Origin of the sequence: Ralstonia sp. 22111 (genome assembly GCF_052045895.1) — a bacterium.
Lineage (GTDB): Bacteria > Pseudomonadota > Gammaproteobacteria > Burkholderiales > Burkholderiaceae > Ralstonia > Ralstonia wenshanensis.
The window spans coordinates 353441-372397 of the sequence record NZ_JBQEPR010000003.1 but is presented as its reverse complement, the minus strand read 5'-3'; the positions used below and the strand labels follow the sequence as shown (position 1 = coordinate 372397).

The following is an 18957-nucleotide window of genomic DNA, read 5'->3' as shown; positions in this document are numbered from 1 at the left end:
CGCTGTGTGTGCGGCTTTTTTTGGGCACGCAATGGGCCATGAGGTGCCGGATACGGCCCCGTGGACATTGCAAGCTTTTTGCAGGGGACTGTCGCCAACCTCGGTAGGCGTCTTCGCCATCGACCGCATATGGCCTTACGGCAGGCTGTACGGTGGGGTCAGCAGGGGGATGTGGCGCCCATCTTGGCTTCGTGCATCAGGTAGGGGCCGATGCGGGAGCCAACCAATGCTGCGGCAGCCACGGTCGTGCGGTGGGCGAAGCGACGTTGAAGGAACAGGGGAACCGACGGGGGTAGCTCAATGACTTGGCTATGGCCGCCGATAGCGGTCGAACTGCGTGGAGTTGCCATGGGATTGTCTCCGGCGTGCAAGTTTGCGAATTGCATCGATGTCCGATGCGCGCCTCGCCTCTCTCGATGCTCATCAGTGAATATAGTATTTATATTTGAATCAGTGAGCGTCAAGAAATGCGCCCTAGGGATTTGCCCTACTGAAGCCGCGTGCAGTCCTTGGCTATTTGTGCTCGGGCCAGCGTCACCTTAAGATTTGCTCCCCTATGGACAAAACCACCATCTCTCCCGTTGAGGCGGGCGCCGATCGCTATCGCGCGCCGGCGCTCGACAAAGGTCTCGATATCCTCGAGTTGCTGTCCGAGTATCCCGATGGCCTCACGCGTGCCGAAATCGTCAAGGCGCTCGGCCGCAGTGCCAACGAGATCTATCGCATGCTCGAGCGGCTCGTCGCCCGGCAGTACGTGACGCGGTCCGCCGGTGGGGACCGCCACGCGTTAAGTTTGAAGATGTTCGCGCTGGCGCATCGACATCCGCCCGTCAATCGAATGGTCACGCAAGCGCTTCCCGTGATGGACGCCTATGCCCGGCAGGCGGAACAGTCCTGCCACTTGGGCATGGTTGACCGCGGCAATGTGTTGGTGATCGCGCAGGTGCCCGGTCCGGGCACCTGGGGCTTATCGATCCGCCTGGGTGCGCGCGTGAGCCTGCTCGACACCGCGTCCGGCCATGTGCTGCTGGCCTGCCAGAGCGACGAACGCCGTGCGCAGATGCTCGGTGAGCACATTGCCGTGGAGGGCGAAGAGCCTATTCCTGCTGGCGAGTTGGATGAAACACTGCAGGGCATTCGTGCCGTGGGCTATAAGCAATGCGAGAGCCGCCAATCCTTCGGCGTGGTCGATATTTCGTTCCCAATCCTGGGGCCGGACGGGAATGCCTTGGCGGTATTGACGTCACCGTACATTCGTCGCATCGACAAGCATGCAGGGCCATCGCTGGATGAAGCTCGCGTGTTGCTGCAGCAGGCGGCGCAAGAGCTGTCACTCAACAGGCAAGAGCGCGACGATAAAACTTAGGAGCGATCGTGCGGCTATGGCTCGCACGAGCTTACCGACGGCCAATGGGCGCTGTTCTGCACTATCGCCGACGGTCTTTTAATCGCGTAATTTGTGTTATGTTAAATCAATGAGGGACGGCAAAAAGCTGGCCCGCTTGAACAGCCCGGCAGGCTCCACCGCCCGCTCCCAGCTGTAAATCACCACACCCCGCTGCGCCCCCTTGCCCCTCACCCGCGGTGTAATTGATATCCACCGCTTCCCGACCACGGCAGCAGCGAACTGTCTGCTAACCGGAAGCAGGACGCCCCTCCACATGAAGCAGCATCGGCTCTTTAAACGACCCGGCAATAGACTGACGCACTTTTTCATAGCGCGTTGCTGAAAACAGTATTAAGTGGCGAGCAAACTGGCCGATAAGAGGATATCCAGACAAATGTCTTGTCGAATACCGCCTCGGTGTTCTTGCCTCACCCAGATCTCATGCTCAGCTCTCTCGTTCTGGTAGGTATTGTGATCATGTCTTGCCTGATGAGCGTCGCCATTCTGGGTTCGCTGCTTCAGACAGGGGTGCCCGGCATCGCTCGCTGGTGCGTGGCTCATGCACTGCTGGCCATTGCCTTGGCGTGGATGTTGGCCGCAGGTGCTCAGCCAGGAAAGTTCACGACCACCGGAGCGGCGTTCTTTGCCCTGACAGCAGTGCTGTTGCTCGTGCAGGGTATGCGCCAGTTCTTCGGCAAGGGTGCCGCGCGGCGCAGCGAAACGGCGGCATTCGTCATCGCCTTCGCTGCGGTGGTCTACTTTACTTGCGGGACGCCGAACGTCGGTGCAAAGATCGCGCTCGTATCCGCTTTGCTTGCCTACGCACGGATCGCTGCCGGTACGCTGGCTCTGCGTCACGCGCCGCGTGGCGGCGCGCGCTACCCCTATCGATTCGTTGCGGCGGCAGCTTATCTGGGCGCTTTGTTCCATATCGTGCGCGCCGTCGGCGGAGCGTTCGGTATGCCCGAGGTGGCTATCCTCGATCCTTCGCCCTGGAACGTTCTGTTTCTCGGGCTTGCGATTGTCACATTGCCGTGCCTGTCAACCGGGATGGTGATGCTCGCGCATGATCAACTCGCACGAAAGATGGAACACCTCGCCAGTATTGACGAGCTGACTGGTGCACTGATGCGACGCGCATTCATGGCGAAGGCGACCGCTTTGCTTTCCGACGCGGTCGAAATGGGCAAGCCGGTGTCGATCGCAATTCTGGACATCGACGAGTTTAAAGCGGTAAACGACGCTTTCGGCCATGCGGTCGGCGATCGAATCCTCACGCACGTTGCGTCGATCGTATCCGCGCGCCTGCGATCGACAGACCTCTTCGGGCGTCTTGGCGGCGAGGAGTTTGCAATCATTTTCGTGGATACCAGAAAGGCTGACGCAGCGGCCGTGACGGATGCGCTTCGACTTGCCGTCGAACGGTCGCCAAGAGAGGGTGTGCATTGCACATTCAGCGCGGGGGTGGAATGTGTCTTGCCCGGAGATACGCTGGCAATTGCCTTGGCGCGGGCGGACGCGACGCTGTATGGCGCCAAGGCCGCAGGGCGCAACCGAGTCTTGATGGCGCCAGAAGGCGACAGACGCAAAGTCGAAGCGCACTCAACCGCGGCCGCTTAAATGGCAATTGATGAATCAATGACTGCGGAACGCGGTTTAACGAAGAACAATCGCCAAATTTCCCGATTCAAGTCCAGTTCAGCTAGGTAGTTCCCAACGGAGAGCGCACTCCTCCCCTCTAGTGGGTGGTTAAGTTTCTTTTCAATCCAATGATAATGAAGGCACGCAGAATACTTAAAAGGCCGTACCGTTGCGTGTTCTGCGCTTTCCGACGCTCTTCCGAGGGAGAAGACGTCAGCGCCCGATTCGTGTGCAGGGGCGCTTTTTTTCTGTCTGCAGCAAACGTTTGAGGTAAATGACTGAATCGAATGCCATCCTCATCAGTGAGCGACGTTAAAAAGCCGGTTAGAACGAGCCTGCTATTGCCGATGTGGTTGGTGACTAAGCCCGCAGACTACGGGCTGCTGTCGACCCTTGGCAGCGGCGCTCACTTGCCCCTCCGCAACGGCCGTTTTCGAAGCCCGAACAGCCGCCCTCTAAGACAGCCCCTTGCGATCCCAAGGCGGTTCATCGCCGAACGTCTCGGCGAGGTAATCGACAAACCGACGCACTTTGACCGGTATGCGCCGCGTGCTTGGGTAGACTGCCTGAATCGTTAGCTCAGCGGGGCGATAGGCCGGCAGTAGCTCCACGAGTTCTCCGCGCCGGATGTGCGCGCCGAACACGAAGGTCGGGCCGTACACAATACCCGCTCCCGCAACAGCGGCAGCGAGCAGCATCTGTGTGTTGTTGGCCGTCATCCGGCAAGGTCCGTCGATGACGTGCACGCGGTTCTCGTGGTCGCGCAATGTCCAATCGCCGGCCGACACGGCCTCGCTGAAGGCCAGTCGTTGCGCGCTGAGCAAATCTTCCGGCCTGTGCGGCGTTCCGTGGCGCTCGAGGTAGGCAGGAGAAGCACACACGACCATTCGGCACGGCGCAAGTCTGCGTGTCACAAGTCCCGGGGCCTCCAGCCGTCCGATCCGGATTGCAACGTCAACGCCCGCATCGATGAGATCGACATAGCGGTCTCCAAGCTGCACTTCCACAGTGACGTTCGGGTGATCCTCCATGTAGCGCGCCACGACCTCGCCCAAGTGCATCGCGCCGAATGTGACAGGCGCCGCGATGCGCAACACACCGCGGGCCGTGCCTTGAGAATCGCTCGCTTCCCGCCTTGCTTCATCGAAGGCTTCGAGAATCCGCTTGCTGCGTTCGTAGTAAGTCTGGCCGGTATCGGTGAGACTCAAGCGCCGGGTGGTGCGGTGGAGTAGCCGTGCATTCAGTTCGGCCTCGATGGCACTCACGTGCTTGCCAGCCATCGCTGCCGACAGCCCAAAGCGGCGAGCTGCCGCAGCCAGGCTGCCCTCCTCCACGGCGGCGACGAATACGCCGAGGCTTGTAAGCCGGTCCATGTTGCCCTCCAATTCGATAACGGCATTATCGGCTGAATAGTCGAATCCGAAAATTATCAAACTGGAGAATCGAATTTACGATGCGCCGATCAGCTAACGGACAGGAGCACAAACATGGTAATCGCGTCGAACGGCACGCAAATTCACGTCAAACAGCGAGGCAACGGCGAGCTGGCGCTCGTGTTCCTGCACTACTACGGTGGCTCGGCGCGAACATGGGACGCGGTCGCAAACGAACTGGCTGACAGGTACAGGATCATTGCGACCGATCACCGCGGCTGGGGCGACTCCGAGGCGCCCGCCGACCACTACGGCATCGCTGATCTCGCCGCCGACGCCGAAGGCGTTATCGAAGCACTAGGACTACGCCGCTACGTTCTGATCGGTCATTCGATGGGCGGGAAGGTCGCGCAACTGATCGCATCGCGCCGGCCGAACGGCCTGGAAGGTCTTGTGCTGGTCGCGCCGTCGCCGCCGTCGCCGATGCTCCTTTCCGACGCCCAGCGGGCGACATTGGCCGGCGCCTATCAAACGCGCGAGTCCGTGGAATTCGTCATCGATCACGTGTTGACCGCGAAACCGCTCAACGCCGCTTACCGCGAGCAAGTCATCGAGGACAGTCTGAGGGGCGCGCCGCAAGCCAAGTCGGCCTGGCCCGAGCTGGCCATGCGCGAAGACATTACTGCGGCAACAACGTTGATCGAAGCACCGACAATCGTCATCTCCGGCGAGCTCGACCAGGTGGATCGCATCGCAACACTCCAGGCAGAACTGTTGCCGCGCATCCCGCATGCGGCGATGCACGTTCTGCCCGGAACGGGACACTTATCGCCCCTGGAAGCCCCGGCGGAAGTGGCGCGGCTCATTGCGCGATTCGTCGCTGCGATCGAAAGCAAGTCAGTCGTATGCCGTGCGCCCGACCAGGTCCCGGTCGCTTTCGATGCCGCGTTGAACGCCGGCGATCTCGATGCGGTGCTCGGCTTGTTCAGCAACCAGGCCACGATGCGGATGACGAATGGCGAGGTGGTGCAGGAGAGCCCCGCCGGGTTGCGCACCGGCTTGGCTCAGTTGCTGGCATTGCGCCCGCGTATCCGTAACGAAGTGCGCCGGATACTCACGAGCGGCGACATCGCCCTCGTCCTGCTCGACTGGACCCTGAACGTGACGCTACCGGACGGTCGCGATCACGAAGAGCGCGGCACCGCTACGCAAGTGATGGAAAAGGGCCGCGATGGTGGGTGGAGGCTGCGGATATCCAACCCAGCTGGGTTGAACTGAAGGGCGTCGGAGGGGGAACGCCCCTCACCTCGCCCCCTTTGCCAATTTTCGTCCGCGTGGAATCGATCCACCCTGCATCCGATCTCGCATGGCAGACGTATATGACATCAGCGCTGCGCCGGGCTTGAGCCAAGTCGCGCGCGCCCGATCCATACCCCTGCCAAAGGAGACTGACCCATGAAGCGAGCCCTGCTACTGGTTTTGACGTTGACCACCGCGACGCTGAGCGCATGCGGAGGCGGCGACGATGCGCCCATGTCGATGGCGTCGACGGCGTCGACAGCCCAATTTCCACAAAACGCCGACATGTGGGCCGGACTTGGCGGAGATGCCAGTGCGCCGGCCGCCATTTCGAAGGTGGTCGACGACGCGGTGTCCGGTCTGCTGGCGGACCCCAAAGAAGCACCGTACTTTGCCAACATCGGTCAGCCCGGACACGATACGGTCGGGCGTCTCAAGGCTTGCCTGAACCTCCAGTTCAAGGCGCTGTTCGGCGGCCCGTTCAGCTATCCAGGGCAAGTCGCGGCGGACGGCACCACCGTCATGTGTGACGACATGGCCGCCGCGCATTCGGATGTTGGCATCCCGGGCTGCGTGTTCGACCAGTTCATCACCGATGCCGCCGCCGTCATGAAGACCGATGGCGTTCCCGATACCTACATCTCGCGTGTGGCGCCTGTCCTTACCGGCCTGAAGTCCACCATCGTGTCGTCGATGCCTCAGTACCTGGGCCCCAACACGGCCCAGAACTGCCAATGAAACCGGCCCGCGCGCTGAAACGCTACGCATTGCCCAGCGTGGCAGCGCTCACGGTCGCGATCGGCCTTGTCGGGGTAATGCACTTGAAGGCAGCCCGCCCGGTGCTTGCCATGCTGGGCGTGCCCTGCCCTGTCGACAGCACCACGGCAGCGCAAGTCAGCGCGCTGCGTGCGAGCGGACTGGCGCAGCTGCGCGCCAGCCAGCCGGCACCGGCCCGTCCGCTCCCGGGCGGGTTCGTGCTGGACGGCACGACCACCACCGAGGCTGTTCGCTGGGCATATGAAAACGGCGTGGCCTGTGACGCTGTCACGCACGGCTACAACTATCTCCGCTGCCGCGGCGTTGACGCCCGCAAGCTCGGGCTTGCCGGCCCGCCCGTCAGCGAGTTGTGGCTCAGCTTCGGTCCGAGCGGCCGTCTCGTCGGCGTCGACATCTACCGTCGGGGCATGAACGCGAGTGACACAACCACCGCCTGGAACGGAGCGACGCATGCATTGCGCGACGCGCTCGGTACACCGACTGCGACAATGGGCGATGCATCGCCGCAGGTACTGAGCCAATCGCCATTGCAGACGGCACGTTTGCAGTATCGATTCTCGGACTACCTGGCGATCGTCACCGCGAGCAACCTGCCTTACGCCGGACTGGCAGTGCGAGAGCAGTACATGTCGTCGCGCATTTGATTGCAGTTGGAAGCGAACGGTCTTTGCGTCATACCTTCGGCCTCTGGGTCGAAGGTATTTTTCTTTGCCCGCTGAATAAGCAAAAGCCGGCGAAATCGCCGGCGTTCACTGAAACACTTATCTGGATGATGCCGGTGGAACACTCTCCGCCCGCATCATCCCGACTTTCTACCGTCGTCCCCTTGCGCTGGGTGGGGCAATCGATATCACGTCTCTTGCATCGCGCCCTTGCCGACGACCGGACCCGTCGGCTGACCCGTTGGAGAACCGCCCTTCGGCTCAACCGAAACGGCAAGCACAGCGCGAACGTTAAGCTTGGCTGCATTTTCCTTCGACAGCGCAATCGACGTGGACCGATCCGACGAGAACACACCCAACGAGATCGGCTTGCTGTTCTCGGGAATCAACCAAAGTTCGGTCGAGGCGCTGTCGGAGACCTGCAACGCAACAGCCGGCACCACGACGATTTCACGTCTTGCCGTGTCGATCGTCATCGTCCAACGCGGCAAGCCATTGTCGCCGGTGATGGCCGCGGCAATATAGGCGGGCTTGGCGCCAGTCGGCGTTCCGACAGGTGACAACACGGACAGGTTCACCGCAACAACCGCGATCGTCGCAAAGGAAGTTGCGAGCGCCACGGCGCGCCACAGCCGAATGCTGTTCCAGATCCGACGCACCTGCGACTCACCCGCAGGCGCTGCGGCCTCTGTGCGCTCAACGTGGCCAAGGTCGGCCTGAATCCGCTTCCATACCCGCGCGGGAGGCTGCATGCCGGTCACGGCCTCGCCCAACGGAGAGAGGCGCGCCTCCCAGGCGCTGACGGAGTGCCTCAGGGCGACGTCTTCGTCCAACGCGCGCTCAAGCGCCCGCCGTTCGTCACTGTCAAGGAGCCCGAGGACATATTCAGCGCATTCCAAATCGCGATCGTGCGTCATGGCTGCAGCTCCATGCACGCCTTGAGCTGCAGCAGGCTGCGCCGCACCCAGCTCTTCATCGTCCCGATCGGCACACTCAGGCGCGTTGCGAGTTCTGCGTAGCTCGCGCCTGTGTAAAACGCTTCCACGATGACACCCCGCTGCCGCGCTTCAAGCTTTTGAATGCAGCCATTGAGACGCCGACGCTCCTGACTCATGTCCGCCGCCTCGTGTGGCGTTGCTTGCTCGTCGACGATGTGCGTCCAGTCGGTTTCATCCCCCGTTGTCTCGCGCGACTGCCGCAGGCGATCGATCGACTTGTTCCGCGCGAGTGAAATCAGCCATGTCATGGCCGTTCCCCGCGCAGGATCGAATTGATCGGCGCGTTGCCAAATGGCGACATAGATTTCCTGGAGCACGTCTTCCGCTTCACCTGAGCTGCGAAGAATGCCGTACGCGAGCGAATAGAGTTTGGGCGACGTGAGGGCGTAAAGATCGGCGAAGGCGCTGCGACTGCCTTGCGCAGTCTGCTTGAGCAGTTCAAGCAGCCGTTCCCGCCCCTCCTCCTGCCGCGCTGATAGTGAGTCCTCAGACTCGAGCAAAGATGCTCCGACAACGTGCATATGATTTCGCGTGCCTCGGTTGCCCGCAACGGGATGCGGCAAAGGTATACCAACGGCATCGTTCGCGCAACGAACGTCCGGGGTGTGGCGAAGTCTGGATGGCATGCCGGTCCTCTGATCACCGTTTGAGCACGCGCGAGAGCGCCCGCCCTCGCGCTGAACCCGACTGATTACGGCATCAGCACCTTGTCCACGACGTGGATCACGCCGTTGGACTGATACACGTTGCCGATCGTCACGGTGGCGACGCCGCCTTTGTCGTCCGTAACAGTCAGGTGATCGCCCTTCTGCATGACGGTCAGCGCGTCACCCTCGACGGTCTTGAGGGTGGCTTTGCCGCCGCCGTCCGACACGGCCTTCATGAGGTCCTGTGCGGTGAGCCGGCCGGGCACCACGTGGTAGGTCAACACCTTGACCAGCGTCGGCTTGCTCTCCGGCTTCAACAGGCCATCAACCGTACCGGCCGGAAGCCCAGCGAAGGCTTCGTTGGTCGGTGCGAACACGGTGAACGGGCCGGGTCCGGACAGCGTGTCGACCAGGCCGCCCGCCTTCACAGCGGCGACGAGCGTGGTGTGGTCCTTCGAATTGACGGCGTTCTGAATGATGTTCTTGGACGGATACATCGGAGCGCCGCCCACCATGACGGTTGCTTCGCTGCCGCTCATGGCTGCGGTCGCTACGGAGGCATAACCGCCAGAGATGATTGCGAGGGAAAGCAAAACACCAGACAACCCAGCCAGTTGATACTTTTTCATTGTTGACCTCAATCGTGGCGCTTCGCAAATTGGAAGCAACCCAGATACGAGCGAAACTCGCTGTCGGATGCACGAGCGACTCGTGCAACCACGCAGGAGTGGATTGCGCTGAGTTGAAACGACTTTGCGTCGGAAAAAACACACGACGCATTTCCTACTCACAGTGACCTGTGAGAACAGTGCAAGGTCGATACCTCGCACGTGACCCCCAGGTGCCATGCGCCGCCCGGCATCCTCCAGTTGGCCTTGGGCTGCTTGGCGCGACGGCGCCAGTGTGGCTTGGGGGCACGTCCGGGGTTCGCTGGATCAAGACTGCCGGGATTGCAACGCCTTGCCGACGCACCCACGCCGGTAGCTCCGCTCCGCTGCTTGGTTGTGTGGTGATCCTTTCGACCGACCCAGGTGCGCAGTGCGCTTCCGCACGGATTGACTTCTGCATAGCCACGCCGACACAACGGCGACAGAGGTTCCTCTGCAAAAAAAAGCGTCATCGCATTTCTGCCTGAATGGTTTGGTACCGCCGTTTGCGCAGGAGTATTTGCAAGCGCAATGACATCCGCGCGCGCTAGAAATGCAAGCGTCCAGTCGTGCTGATACGCAGCAATTGATCGACGTTTGATACGGCACAAAGCCGACGCTGTTCGTCATGCCAGTATTTATCTGATCCGCCGAGAAACCCGCTTCGCATGTCATGCCAGGTCGGTGCTTGCACAGCCATGTTCGATGCGATGCAGATGCATCGGCTTGACACCCTTGGAGACACAACCGCCATGAACGCCGCATCCCAAAGCCACAGCCTTCAGGGTCGCCCGACTGCGCGTGAGATCCGCGAAATCATCGGTCCATTCGAGACGGAAGTGCTAACCCGGATCCTCGACATCGAACCCAGTATCGAGGACGTACAGCTTGCCTATAAGTGGCTGCGCTCTGACGAGCACCTCATCCGCGGCATGGACATCGAACTCTCCGGCAAGGCCAAGTTGATCTACGAGCTGCTTGACGCCGAATTTCCGGATTTCGATGCATCCGGACACGGTTTCTAGGTTCGCTTTGCAATGCGCCTCGGCACCCGTGCCGACCTTGGTCAACCGCCACGATGGAGCAACGCATGGTCAACAACACTGCGCACGTTGTCTGGTTCGAGGCATTGCGACGGACCGACGTTCCACAAGTCGGCGGCAAGAATGCGTCGCTCGGCGAGATGGTGGCCACGCTTGCCTGCCAGGGCGTCAATGTCCCACCGGGCTTCGCACTCACAGCCGAGGCCTTCTGGCGCTTCGTCGATGCAAATAGCTTGCAGCCGGTGATTGCTTCAGCGCTTGCTGACCTTGATGGCGGCAAGCTTTCCCTGGCAGAGGCCGGGCTCACCATCCGACGCGCCATGTTGCGCGGTGAATGGCCAGCAGAGACGGTTGAGGCGACCCGCCTTGCCTACGATGAACTGAACCGCCGAGTGGGGCAGACCGACATAGACGTTGCAGTGCGATCGAGCGCGACGGCCGAGGATCTTCCGGAAGCGAGCTTTGCCGGGCAGCAGGAAACCTATCTCAACATCCGGGGGGAACGTGCCCTGCTCGACGCTTGCCGGCGCTGCTATGCGTCGCTGTTTACCGACCGCGCAATCAGCTACCGCCAGGCAAAGGGCATCGACCATTCCAAGGTCGCATTGTCGGTGGGCGTGCAGCGCATGGTCAGATCCGACCTGGGGGGCGCCGGTGTCATGTTCACCATCGATACCGAGACGGGATTTGACAAGTCTGTCCTGATCAATGCGGCCTGGGGGCTTGGCGAAAACGTGGTCCAGGGCAAAGTGGAGCCCGACGAATACGAGGTCTACAAGCCGCTGCTGTCTGAGCCATCGTTGTCGCCGATCGTTGGGAAGAAGCTGGGCGGCAAAGGTCTCAAGATGATCTACACGAACGACGGCGACCACCCGACCAAGAACGTCCCGACATCAAAGGCCGAGCGTGCGAGTTTCGTCCTGAGCGACCAGGAGATCCTCACCTTGTCGCGATGGGCGAGTGTGATCGAGCAGCACTATGGCCAGCCGATGGACATTGAATGGGCAAAAGATGGTGTCACCAGTGAGGTGTTCGTCGTGCAGGCCAGGCCAGAGACGGTCGAGTCGCGTCGCGAAGCCAGTGCGGTAAAGACGTGGCGTATCAAGAAGACCGGTCGCAAGATCCTGTCCGGCGTCAGCATTGGCGAAGCCGTCGCGGCGGGCAAAGTCTGCATCATCGAAAGCCCGCGCGACATGGAGCGCTTTGTCGATGGCGCCATTCTCGTCACCCAGACGACAGACCCAGATTGGGTACCCGTGATGCGCCGCGCCGCCGCCATCATCACCGACCAGGGCGGCCGCACATCGCACGCGGCCATCGTCAGCCGCGAACTGGGGCTTCCGGCCATCGTCGGCGCTGGCAACGCGACGCATCTGCTGCATGACGAGCAGGAAGTCACGGTGTCCTGCGCGGAAGGTCGGGAAGGGTTTGTCTACGAAGGCATTGCCGACTTTGCGGTCGAAGAGATCGATTTCGGCAGTATCCCTGCAACGCGCACCCAGGTCATGCTGAACCTCGCCAATCCGGCGGCTGCATTTCGGTGGTGGCGAATCCCGGCGGACGGCGTTGGGCTGGCACGCATGGAGTTCGTGGTGAGCAACCATATCAAGATCCACCCGATGGCCCTTGCCCGCTTCGACACGCTCAAAGACGAAGACGCCAAGCAGACCATCGCAGCGATGACTGCAGGTTATGAAGATCGCACCGAATACTTTGTCGACCGCCTTGCGCGTGGATTGGGGCGGATCGCCGCGGCCCAGTATCCGCACCCCGTGGTCGTGCGCATGAGCGACTTCAAGACCAACGAATATGCGCATCTGATCGGAGGGGCGGAATTCGAGCCGAAGGAAGAAAACCCCATGCTCGGATTCCGCGGAGCGTCACGGTACTACTCGCCCCGCTACCGGGAGGGCTTCGCGCTCGAATGCCGCGCCATTTTCCGCCTTCGCAATGAGATGGGCTTCAAGAATGTGGTTGTCATGATTCCCTTCTGCCGGTCGACAAAGGAGGCGGACCGCGTGCTGGAAGTCATGGCGCAAAACGGTATCCGGCGCGGCGAAGCCGGCCTCAAGATCTACGTGATGTGCGAGATTCCATCCAACGTGATTCTGGCGAAGGCCTTCGCGCAACGCTTCGACGGTTTCTCAATTGGCAGCAACGATCTGACGCAACTGACGCTGGGCGTTGACCGCGACTCGGCAGATCTCGCGGAGCTTTTCGATGAACAGGACGATGCGGTCAAGTGGATGATTCAAAGCGTCATCACCAAGGCCCATGAGGCTGGCGCCCACGTCGGTCTGTGTGGCCAGGCACCCAGTGACCACCCCGAGTTTGCCGCCTTCCTTGTCGAGTGCGGCATTGATTCCATATCGGTGAGTCCGGACAGCTTCATTGCGGTCAAACGCACTGTGGCCGCGGCCGAGAGCGCTGCACCAAACACCCCGTGATACCGCCGCCATTCGGGCGGCCTCCCCTCCCAGACCACACGCTGACATCCGCGATGTTCAGGCGTTGCGCTTTGTCACCCGTACCGCAGTCACCTTGTATTCCGGCGCATGCACCAGCCGGTCGCGCACCGGAGACGTCAATCGGTTGATCAATAGATCCGGGCGATGGAAGCTGCAGAACAACTGTCCTCTTTGCATGGCATCGCTGATGCGCAACGGCAGGATCGCGGCACCGTACCGGCTTGACACTTCGACCATGTCGCCTTCCACCAGACCATGGCATGCCGCATCTGCAGGCGCCATGTCCAGCGTGTCCGATGGCTTCAGCACTGCATTGGGGGTGCGGTAGCTCATCGTGCCGGCGTTGAAGTGGTGCAGCACCCGACCGGTGGTCAGCAGGAAGGGATAAGCGTCGCTGGTCTGCTCAGATGTGGGCACGTATGCAACCGGAACCAACGCGGCAGTCTTGCTGCCGAAGAAGCGTTCCCGATGCAGCACGGCTGTGCCTGGATGCGTTTCGTCCGGGCATGGCCAGTGAAGATCTTCGCGCTCCAGGCGCGCATACGCCAATCCAGCGCCATCCGGCCAGAGCGACCGCACTTCATCCCAGATCTGCTGTGGAGTCTCGAACTCGAAACCCTTCGGCTTGCCCATCCGCGCAGCGAGCGCCTGGATGATCCACCAGTCTGGACGAGCTTGTCCGGGGGGCGTGGTGACAGCGTGGACACGCTGCACCCGCCGGTCCGAGTTCATGAAGGTGCCCTCCTTTTCGAAGGCCGATGCCGCCGGCAGGAAAACCGTACCGAACGCTTCAGCGGTTTGATTCACGAACAGATCCTGCACGATCACCAGATCAAGCGCAGCCAGTGCAGCCGCGGTTGCCGTTGCGTTGGCCAATGAAAGATAAATGTCATAGCCCATTACCCACAGCGCCTTGAGGTGGCCCGCCCTGGCGGCATCCATCATTTCCAGGACGTCCAGGCCGCGGCCGGTTGGCAACTGGTGCCCCCAGATTTGCTCGAAGCGGGAGCCGGCCTGGCTGATCGACTGCGAGCCGGTGAGTGTGGCCGGGTCACACCCCATCTGCGCTGCACCTTGCACGTTGTTCTGACCACGTAAGGGGTTGATGCCGCTGCCGGGCTTGCCAAGGTTCCCTGTGAGCAGGGCCAGGTTAATGAGTGCCATCACGCCTTCACTGCCCTGCAGGTGTTCGGTTACGCCAAGTCCATGGAAACACATGGCGGGCGGGTTGTCGGCATAGATTCTTGCTGCAGCACGGATTGCATCAGCGGGCACGCCGCACACCTCGGCCATGCGCTCGGGTGCGAAGGCTGCAACATGCGCGGCGAAAGTATCGAAGCCGCTGACCCGCTCGGTCAGAAATGCCCGATCAATACGTCCCTCTTCGATCATCGCGGCCGCCAGCGCATTCAATAGCGGTACGTTGCAGCCCATGCGCACGGGCAGATGGACATCGGCCAACGCCGCCAGCTCGGTACGGCGTGGGTCGATGACAACAAGCCGCGCCCCTTTGAGCACCGCCTGCTTGATGCGCGCCCCGACGACCGGATGGTTCTCGGTCGGATTGGCGCCGCAGATCAGGAAAGCGCGCGCCTGCTCGATGTCGTCGAAGCTGTTGGTGGCCGCGCCAACGCCAAGCATTGATTTGAGGGCCTTGGCGCTGGGTGTGTGGCAAACACGTGCGCAGCAGTCAACGTTGTGTGTCCCCAGCACCACGCGGGCAAACTTCTGCGCCAGATAGTTCTCCTCGTTGGTCGCGCGCGAAGACGCCAGCACACCAACCGCATCGCTCCCGTACCGCGCAATGACGGCCTGCAGTTGTGTGGCCGTGAAATCGAGCGCCTCGCCCCAGCCCACCGCCTGCCACCGTCCATCACGGCGAAGCATGGGCTGAGTGGCGCGGTCCGGGGCGTGGTTGTGCTCGAACGCGTAGCGCCCCTTCACACACAGGTGGCCACGATTCACTGGCCGATCCGCGGGGCGCACGGCGACCACACGGCCGTTGGCGGTGCCCACATCCATTTGGCAGCCGACCCCGCAATACGCACAGGTCGTTCTTGTCCAGGCTGTCGGTTTGGAGACGATTCGCTTATCAAACAGGGCACCGCTTGGGCAAGTGTCGACACATGCACCGCAACTCACACAGCCTGCGCTGAGCAGCGTTGGCCCCTTGCTGATCGCAACGCGTGTTGTATCGTCGCGCCCAGCCATCTCCCAGATGAACTGGCCTTGCACCTCCTCGCAAATGCGGACGCAGCGTTCGCAATAGACGCAGCGATCCATGCCGACCCCGAGGTAAGGGTGGCTGTCGTCCCGGAACAGCCCATCCTCAAACTTGCCGCCCGGCGGTACATCATATTTGGCCAGCAAGCGGTGAAACGGGTGACGCGGATCTGCCGCATAGGCGGTTCTCGGGTAGCGCGCAGCGATCAGCTCCAGGTTTGTACGGCACAGAGCGTCGAGCGCAACGCTGCGCGTCTGTACGACCATGCCTTCGGCAACTTCGCTGGAGCAGCTTGCAACGGGGTGGGGCTGCCCCTTCACATGCACGATGCAGAGACGGCATGCGCCGGAAGGTATCAGCCGGTCGTCGTGGCACAGGTGTGGAACCGTCTTGCCGGCCGCCGACAGGGCATCAATCAGTAATGCGCCCTCGGCCGCCTCACACGCCACACCGTCGATGGTCAATCGAACCATGATTGGAACTCCGACGGATAGTGACGCCGCACGGACTGGACAAACTCAGCCAATCCCCGTCCGTGCCCGCAGAGGCTCGTTTCCGCCAACGCCTCGATCAGGCGTCGGAAGCGGTTGCCGTCGATCGGCATGCCGTTTGCCGCTGCCTGCGCCATGGCTGCCAGAATGGGCGTGCCCAGATGACAGGGTGTGCATTTCCCGCATGACTCCCGACTACCAAAGCGCAAGACCTGCACGACGATGCTTGCAATGGAGGTGTCGTCCGAAAACGCAATCATGCCGCCATGCCCGACAGCGCAATCGATGGCCTGCATTTCCTCGTAGCCAAGCCGTGTGTCGAGCAGCGCGGGTGGCACGATGCCGGCCAGTGGCCCACCAACCATCACCCCCCTCAGCCTGCCGCGGCGCAACCCTTGACCGAGTTGATCGACGACATCCGCCAGACGGATGCCGAAATCCACTTCGTAAAGCCCGGGCCTGCGAAACAACGAGTTCAGCGACAGCAGTTTGGTGCCCCGGCTCTGCGAGAAACCAAGTGCGGCATAAGCGGCGGCGCCGTGGGTCACGATCCACGGGATTGCGCACAGGGTCTCGACGTTATGCACGAGCGTGGGGGCACCGAATAGACCGCGTGCGCTGATCTGCGGCGGCCGTGGCCGGACTTCCGGGCGGCGCCCTTCCAGCGCATTCAATAGCGATGTCTCTTCTCCGCAGATGTAGGCGCCCTGCCCTACGACCAATTCAAGTTGGAATGTCGGAAGAAGCCAGCCAGCCGACCGGGCCTGTTCCAAGGCCTGCGAGACCACTTTCGCCGTTTCCGGATACTCTTTCCGGATATAGAGGTAGCCGCGCTGTGCGCCGACAGCATGCGCGGCAATTGCAGCGCCTTCAATGAGCCGAAACGGATCGTCCTCCAGCAGGAAGCGATCCGAGAACGCTCCTGCGTCCCCTTCGTCAGCATTGACCACGACATACTTGATGCGGGCTTCAGCATTGGCAACGGCTTGCCATTTGATGCCTGCGGGGAATGCGGCACCACCCCGCCCCCGCAATCTAGACGCCTGCACCAGGTTGACCAACGCCTGCGGCGCCATCTGCCTGGCCACGGCAAGCGCATCACCGCCGCCACCGCTGCCACCGCTGCGATAGGCCATCAGATCGCGCACGCCGCCGCGCAGCACGTTGCCCAGCAGCACAGAACGGCTTGCATGCTGACCGACGTGCGGACGGACATCGTGTGCGCCATCACTCGGTGCGTCATAGCATTTGCCGAGGCAGTAGAGGGCAGGCGTCTGGGTGGCCGCGACCTGCCAGCGGTCTGGCCGATCAGCGCGAGCAGCGAAACAAGCCAAGCCAGCACAAGCGCACTCGCTGATCCTGCTGTGCTCGAGGTGGTAGAAGCCGTGCGTGGCGGCATGCCGTTGCGCCGGCTCTGGCATGTGAAGTCCAGGAAGCACGCTGGACTCGCGCTCCGTGGCCGACGTCTGAGCATCCAAGACAGCAGACACAAAGCCGTCGCCGTTAGCGGCTGCCGGGTCTGCTTGTCGCCGATGCCGCAACAACCGTCGGCGAAGCACGTCTCGCAACACTGGCTTCATGTTCGTGGCAGCAATGAAGGAACAGAATCATTGTTCGCCAGCGGTCTGCGTGCGGCTTGATACCGGTCAAGCCACGGCTTGATATCCAACCGTGATAGCGCTGCGGCTACGCTGGTTCAGTCTTCCGCGACCAAAAATGTCCGGGCCGCCGCCGAGGTCTGTGCGGAGCTTCGCAGCGCCTGAAGGGCCTGTCGCTCGGCACGCCGCACTTGTGCGGTGGTCATTCCCGTTTGCCGGGCGACTTCCTCGTGACTGTACTGCCCGCCACCCCCAATACCGAAGCGCAGGCGTAGCACCATGGCTTCGATAGGCGTCATCGAGCCGAGAAGAGACTCAACGAACTCGCGCATGCGCGCGTCCACCAGAACGCCAAACGGATCCGGCGAAGCGCGGTCTTCGATCAACTCCACAAGTTGCGTGTCGCCCTCGGCCACAGGCGAGTCTAGCGAGAGTGGTTCACCCGGCACAGCCAGGAGCATGGGAAGGGTGTCGCCCTGCAAGCCTGCTTCGCCTGCCAAGTCTGCCAAATCTGCCAATACGGCTTGGCGACCTGTGCGCTGACGGATGCGATCCGCTGCGCGGCGCACGCGTCCGAGTTTTTCGCTCACGTGCACCGGCAGTCGAATCGTGCGCGCCCGATCTGCAACCGCACGGGTGACCGCTTGCCGAATCCACCACGTCGCGTACGTCGAGAACTTGAAACCCCGCTGCCATTCGAACTTTTCGATGGCGCGCATGAGCCCAAGCGTTCCCTCTTGTACCAAGTCTGCAAGGTCCAGCCCACGGTTCTGATGCCGCTTGGCGATGGATAGGACCAACCGCATGTTGGCCTCGACCATCTTGCGCGTCGCACAACGGATGCGCGATTCCGCTTCCGTCACCTCCCTTCTGAGGTCCATGCTGTCGCGGTGCAGAGCTAAAGGTTGGCCGGTGAAGGTGTGGCGATCCAGTTGCGCCCGCATGAGCCGAATGACGTCTTCGACAAGCCGTGCAGGCCGCTCGCTGGCTTCGAGCAAAGCGAGCACACTCTCTCGGGCACGCCGGTAAGCGGGCGCCTCCGTGCCCTTCACGCTCGCACGGCGCAGCGATCGCAACATGGACGCCTTCGCCAGACGGATGTGCTCAAGCATGGCTGCGTTGCCGCCGACGGCCTGGATATCGACTTCGCCCACCCATTCTTCGAGCGCATGCGGCCAACCCGCGAATATCCGGAGGATGGCGCGACGCCCCGCCTCGATCTCCTTGGCCAGCACGATCTCTTCGTCCTTGGTCAGCAGTGCGACGGCATGCATGCGCTGGACATACACAGCGAGCGGGTCCGCAGATACGCCCGGATAGATCGCCTCTTCCAGAAACCTGCCGGCCTCCTCAAGCACGTCGTGATCGGGACGAACGAGGTGGGTGTTGGCAAGCGGATCAACGTCCTTCGGCGGCTCCTCAAATACAGGGATGCCCATCTGCGCGAGCGCATCCGTCAAGCCTTCGATTGATGGCGTGTCAGTCGGCAATGCGTCGGCAATATCCGAATGGACCAGATAGCCTTGATCTGCGGCGAGTGCCACCAGACGGCGCATCGTTTCGGTATGGCTCTGCGCCTCGTGGGCGCGGTTTTGGGGGTTCATCTGGAGTGCGGGGCGCTTCCCGCGATGCGGCGTGGAGGGTATCTGCCTCCGGGTTCAGGCCGCCTGATGATCTGCGAACACCTGTTCGCACTGGCTTG

The 18957-nt window shown here is 61.8% G+C and carries 15 protein-coding genes; 7 read left to right on the top strand and 8 right to left on the bottom strand.

What is annotated here, in order from left to right:
• Positions 1–158: 158 nt before the first annotated feature.
• Positions 159–350, bottom strand: coding sequence for a hypothetical protein (locus ACTJK4_RS10660; RefSeq protein WP_440817897.1), 192 nt, complete (start codon positions 348–350; stop codon positions 159–161).
• A gap of 206 nt (positions 351–556) precedes the next feature.
• Between ACTJK4_RS10660 and ACTJK4_RS10655 the strand changes: the two genes are divergently transcribed.
• On the top strand, positions 557–1366 hold the full coding sequence (locus ACTJK4_RS10655; RefSeq protein WP_440817896.1) for an IclR family transcriptional regulator: 810 nt from the start codon (positions 557–559) through the stop codon (positions 1364–1366).
• Between the two features lie 462 nt (positions 1367–1828).
• Positions 1829–3007, top strand: a complete 1179-nt coding sequence (locus ACTJK4_RS10650) for a GGDEF domain-containing protein (RefSeq protein ID WP_440817895.1) — start codon at positions 1829–1831, stop codon at positions 3005–3007.
• 476 nt (positions 3008–3483) lie between these two features.
• Here the strand turns inward: ACTJK4_RS10650 and ACTJK4_RS10645 are convergent, their stop codons facing one another.
• A complete protein-coding gene (locus tag ACTJK4_RS10645) occupies positions 3484–4401 on the bottom strand; it encodes a LysR family transcriptional regulator (protein ID WP_322018884.1) in 918 nt (305 codons plus the stop codon).
• 114 nt (positions 4402–4515) lie between these two features.
• On the opposite strand from ACTJK4_RS10645, the gene ACTJK4_RS10640 reads away from it, so the two are divergent.
• From ACTJK4_RS10640 to ACTJK4_RS10630, 3 genes are all read left to right on the top strand, one after another.
• The gene (locus ACTJK4_RS10640) at positions 4516–5679 is read left to right on the top strand and encodes an alpha/beta fold hydrolase (protein WP_440476361.1); all 1164 of its coding nucleotides are present in this window, start codon (positions 4516–4518) and stop codon (positions 5677–5679) included.
• A gap of 177 nt (positions 5680–5856) precedes the next feature.
• On the top strand, positions 5857–6438 hold the full coding sequence (locus ACTJK4_RS10635; RefSeq protein ID WP_322018883.1) for a hypothetical protein: 582 nt from the start codon (positions 5857–5859) through the stop codon (positions 6436–6438).
• A complete protein-coding gene (locus tag ACTJK4_RS10630; protein ID WP_440817894.1) occupies positions 6435–7121 on the top strand; it encodes a hypothetical protein in 687 nt (228 codons plus the stop codon). Before ACTJK4_RS10635 ends, ACTJK4_RS10630 begins: the two co-directional genes overlap by 4 nt.
• A gap of 206 nt (positions 7122–7327) precedes the next feature.
• Here the strand turns inward: ACTJK4_RS10630 and ACTJK4_RS10625 are convergent, their stop codons facing one another.
• The 3 genes from ACTJK4_RS10625 to ACTJK4_RS10615 all read right to left on the bottom strand — a co-directional run bounded on the left by ACTJK4_RS10625 (position 7328) and on the right by ACTJK4_RS10615 (position 9413).
• Positions 7328–8056 (bottom strand): anti-sigma factor, encoded by a 729-nt coding sequence (locus tag ACTJK4_RS10625; protein WP_260801661.1) that lies wholly within the window; start codon positions 8054–8056, stop codon positions 7328–7330.
• Positions 8053–8763 (bottom strand): sigma-70 family RNA polymerase sigma factor, encoded by a 711-nt coding sequence (locus ACTJK4_RS10620; RefSeq protein ID WP_313903666.1) that lies wholly within the window; start codon positions 8761–8763, stop codon positions 8053–8055. The genes ACTJK4_RS10625 and ACTJK4_RS10620 overlap by 4 nt, the downstream gene beginning before the upstream one ends.
• Before the next feature lie 65 nt (positions 8764–8828).
• Positions 8829–9413 carry a fasciclin domain-containing protein gene (locus ACTJK4_RS10615; RefSeq protein WP_260801660.1) on the bottom strand — a complete coding sequence of 195 codons (585 nt, stop codon included), beginning with the start codon at positions 9411–9413 and terminating at the stop codon, positions 8829–8831.
• A 770-nt stretch (positions 9414–10183) separates the two neighbouring features.
• On the opposite strand from ACTJK4_RS10615, the gene ACTJK4_RS10610 reads away from it, so the two are divergent.
• Together ACTJK4_RS10610 and ppsA are read left to right on the top strand one after the other, a co-directional pair.
• Complete coding sequence (locus tag ACTJK4_RS10610; protein ID WP_316870928.1) at positions 10184–10456, top strand: hypothetical protein; 273 nt, start codon at positions 10184–10186, stop codon at positions 10454–10456.
• Between the two features lie 65 nt (positions 10457–10521).
• Positions 10522–12921 carry a phosphoenolpyruvate synthase gene (gene ppsA / locus ACTJK4_RS10605; protein WP_440817893.1) on the top strand — a complete coding sequence of 800 codons (2400 nt, stop codon included), beginning with the start codon at positions 10522–10524 and terminating at the stop codon, positions 12919–12921.
• Positions 12922–12978: 57 nt separating this feature from the next.
• Here the strand turns inward: ppsA and fdhF are convergent, their stop codons facing one another.
• From fdhF to ACTJK4_RS10590, 3 genes are all read right to left on the bottom strand, one after another.
• Entirely contained in the window at positions 12979–15639 is a 2661-nt protein-coding gene (gene fdhF, locus ACTJK4_RS10600; RefSeq protein ID WP_440817892.1) for a formate dehydrogenase subunit alpha, read from the bottom strand.
• Complete coding sequence (locus tag ACTJK4_RS10595) at positions 15627–17078, bottom strand: NADH-ubiquinone oxidoreductase-F iron-sulfur binding region domain-containing protein (protein WP_440817891.1); 1452 nt, start codon at positions 17076–17078, stop codon at positions 15627–15629. Before ACTJK4_RS10595 ends, fdhF begins: the two co-directional genes overlap by 13 nt.
• A gap of 275 nt (positions 17079–17353) precedes the next feature.
• Entirely contained in the window at positions 17354–18859 is a 1506-nt protein-coding gene (locus ACTJK4_RS10590; protein WP_440817890.1) for a sigma-70 family RNA polymerase sigma factor, read from the bottom strand.
• Between the last annotated feature and the right edge of the window lie 98 nt (positions 18860–18957).